At 61.7% G+C, this 3,318-nt stretch carries 2 protein-coding genes and 1 pseudogene; all 3 read left to right on the top strand.

Going from position 1 to position 3,318, the window contains the following annotated elements; translation table 11 throughout:
• Positions 1–193 precede the first annotated feature (193 nt).
• Positions 194–532 carry a preprotein translocase subunit YajC gene (gene yajC, locus EN984_RS27640; RefSeq protein ID WP_127270542.1) on the top strand — a complete coding sequence of 113 codons (339 nt, stop codon included), beginning with the start codon at positions 194–196 and terminating at the stop codon, positions 530–532.
• A gap of 51 nt (positions 533–583) precedes the next feature.
• A complete protein-coding gene (gene secDF, locus EN984_RS27635; protein ID WP_127273192.1) occupies positions 584–3,133 on the top strand; it encodes a protein translocase subunit SecDF in 2,550 nt (849 codons plus the stop codon).
• Positions 3,108–3,318, top strand: a pseudogene (locus EN984_RS37885) (hypothetical protein); the annotation flags it as partial. The gene secDF and the pseudogene EN984_RS37885, both read left to right, overlap by 26 nt.

Genomic DNA, 3,318 nt, shown 5'->3' with positions numbered 1-3,318 from the left:
TTGTTAGAGCATAATCTTTTGCGGAAACCGGCTCGCGCTTTTCGCGATCATGCTCTAACACGGCTCAACAGGCCGTAAAAGCAGCCGATTTGGCCGGCCGCGCAGTTGCATTGACAACTTTACCGACTATATTCCGGCCAAATTTCAAGGGCCGCCAAATTGGCGGCTGTTTTCAAAGATCAGGAGTACCTCGATGTTCGTGACACCGGCATACGCCCAAGGCGTCGGCGCTTCTCCCGACATGTTCATCAGCATTTTGCCCTTTGTCCTGATTTTCGTGATCATGTATTTTCTGATCATTAGGCCGCAGCGCACGCAGCTGAAGAAGCGCGGCGAGATGCTGGCGGCTGTCCGTCGCGGCGACACGGTCGTCACCGGCGGCGGCTTCGTCGGCAAGGTGACCAAGGTGATCGACGACAACGAGCTCGAGATCGACCTCGGTAACGGCTTGAAGGTGACGGCGCTGCGCTCGACGATCGCCGATGTGCGCGTCAAGGGCGAGCCGGTGGCCAACCAGAACGCCAAGAAATAATCCAATTTTAGGCGGAGCGATCCGCGGACACGCTCTGACGGACGACGCCATATGCTGTATTTTTCGCGCTTCAAGATGATCCTGATCTGGGTGGCCGTGGCCATCACAGTGATCCTCGCCGCGCCCAACCTGTTCTCCGCCAGCACGCTGGCGCAATTGCCCAGCTGGGTACCGAAGCGGCAGATGACGCTCGGCCTCGACCTGCAGGGTGGTTCGCACATCCTGCTGGAAATGAACCAGAACGATCTGATCAAGGATCGGCTGGAGACGACGCGCGATGAAATCCGCACGCTGCTACGCGACGCCAAGATCGGCTATACCGGCCTTGCCGGCACGGGGCGGACCCTGCAGGTCCGCATCACCGATCCCGCCCAGATCGATGCCGCCAAGACGGCGCTGAAGACGCTGACCGATCCGGTCGCTGCCGGCCTGTTCACCGGCGGCTCCGTCCAGGAAATGACGCTCGACGATTCCGAGCCCGGCCTGCTCAAGTTCAACGTCACCGACGCCGGCATCAAATACCGCACGTCGACCGCGCTGACGCAGTCGATCGAGGTGGTCGAACGCCGCGTCAACGAACTCGGCACCACCGAACCGATCGTGCAGCGGCAGGGCGACGACCGTATCCTTGTCCAGGTGCCGGGTCTTCAGGACCCGCAGAGACTGAAAGAAATCCTCGGCCAGACCGCCAAGCTGACCTTCCAGATGGTCGACCAGTCGATGCCGGTGCAGGACGCGCTCAATGGCCGTCCGCCCGCCGGGTCATCGGTGCTGTATTCGCAGGACGATCCGCCGGTTCCGTATCTGATCGAAAATCGCGTCATCGTCTCGGGCGAAAACCTCGTTGACGCACAGGCGACATACAATTCGCAGAACAACGAGCCGGTGGTGTCGTTCCGCTTCGATTCGAAAGGAGCGGCGCGCTTCGGTCAGGCCACGGCGCAGAATGTCGGCAAGCTGTTCGCCATTATCCTCGACAATCAGGTGATTTCGGCGCCGCAGATCCGCGAGCCGATCCTCGGCGGCACCGGCCAGATTTCCGGCAATTTCACTGCCCAGAGCGCCAACGACCTTGCGGTGCTGCTGCGCGCCGGTGCGTTGCCCGCGACGCTGACGGTGATCGAAGAACGCACCGTTGGTCCGGGCCTTGGCCAGGATTCGATCCATGCCGGCAAGGTCGCCGGCATCATCGGTTCTATCCTCGTCGTCGCCTTCATGTTCGTCGCCTACGGCTTCCTCGGCTTCCTCGCCAACATCGCGCTGGCGGTGCACGTGGCGATGATCGTCGGCGTGCTCTCGCTGCTTGGCGCTACGCTGACCTTGCCTGGTATCGCCGGTATCGTACTGACCATCGGCATGGCGGTCGATTCCAACGTGCTGATCTATGAACGTATTCGCGAGGAGCGACGCGCCGGCCGCTCCGTGATCCAGGCGATCGATACCGGTTTCACCAAGGCGCTGGCGACCATCGTCGATTCCAACATCACCTCGCTGATCGCCACCGTGGTGCTGTTCTATCTCGGTACCGGGCCGGTGAAGGGCTTTGCCATCACCTACGCCATCGGCATCCTGACCACGGTCTTCACCGCCTTCACCTTCACCCGCCTGCTGGTCTCGATCTGGCTGCGCCGGGCTCGCCCGAAGGAATTGCCGAAGGCACCGGTGACCTTCGTTCCGCCCGGCACCAAGATCCCCTTCATGGGCATCCGTCGCTGGACCTTCACGCTCTCCAGCGCACTGTCGATCCTGTCGGTGGTGCTGTTCATGACCGTCGGCATCAATTACGGCATCGACTTCAAGGGCGGTTCGCTGATCGAGGTGCAGGCCAAGAGCGGCAATGCCGACCTCGCCGACCTCCGTGCGCGGCTGACCGAGCTCAACATCGGCGAAGTTCAGGTGCAGCAGTTCGGTACGCCGAACGACGTGCTGATCCGCGTCGGGACGCAGGATGGTGGCGAGAATGCCGAGCAGACCGTCATCGACAAGGTGCGTGGCGAGCTGCAGGACAATTACGATTTCCGCCGCGTCGAAGTGGTCGGCCCGACCGTTTCTGGCGAGCTTGCCAAGCAAGGCACGATCGCCATGCTGATCGCGCTGCTTGGCATCCTGGTCTATGTCTGGTTCCGCTTCGAATGGCAGTTCGCGGTCGGCGCCATCGTGGCGACGGTGCACGATGTGGTCATGACGCTCGGCTTCTTCGTCATCACCGGACTGGAGTTCAACCAGTCATCGCTGGCGGCGATCCTGACGATCATCGGCTATTCGCTGAACGATACGATCGTGGTCTATGACCGTGTTCGAGAGGATTTGCGAAAATACAAGCGCATGCCGCTGCCGCAGCTGTTGAACAACGCCATCAACGAGACGCTGTCGAGAACGACGCTGACTTCGGTGACGACGATCCTGGCGCTGCTGGCGCTGGTGCTGTTCGGCGGCGAGGTGATCCGCTCGTTTACGATGGCCATGCTGTTCGGCGTCGTCTTCGGCACCTATTCGTCCATCTTCATCGCCGCACCGTTGCTGATCCTGTTCAAGCTGAGGCCGCAGGCTTCGGCCGACGAGGAGAAGCCGGTCAATGGCGGCAAGGCGGTCGCGACCTGACGCGCCGCCCCGAAGGGGTATAGCGGTGACCGGCAAAGGCATCGTCATCCGCGAGGCGCATTTTCCGGGCCGCGCGCCGATCGAAGCCTATGGCAATGGCGGGTTCCGCTTTGCCGACATGTCGCATCGCGGTTCGCTCATGTGCCTGCCATCCGGCATCCATGGCTGGGAACCGGCTGATCCTC

Source organism: Mesorhizobium sp. M7A.F.Ca.CA.004.12.1.1 (assembly GCF_003997835.1).
Classification (GTDB): Bacteria; Pseudomonadota; Alphaproteobacteria; order Rhizobiales; family Rhizobiaceae; genus Mesorhizobium.
This window is presented reverse-complemented; position numbering and strand designations above follow the sequence as displayed.

Coding starts and splice junctions, on each gene's coding strand:
- secDF (WP_127273192.1), top strand. CDS start 584: ATGCTGTATTTTTCGCGCTTCAAGATGATCCTGATCTGGGTGGCCGTG.
- yajC (WP_127270542.1), top strand. CDS start 194: ATGTTCGTGACACCGGCATACGCCCAAGGCGTCGGCGCTTCTCCCGAC.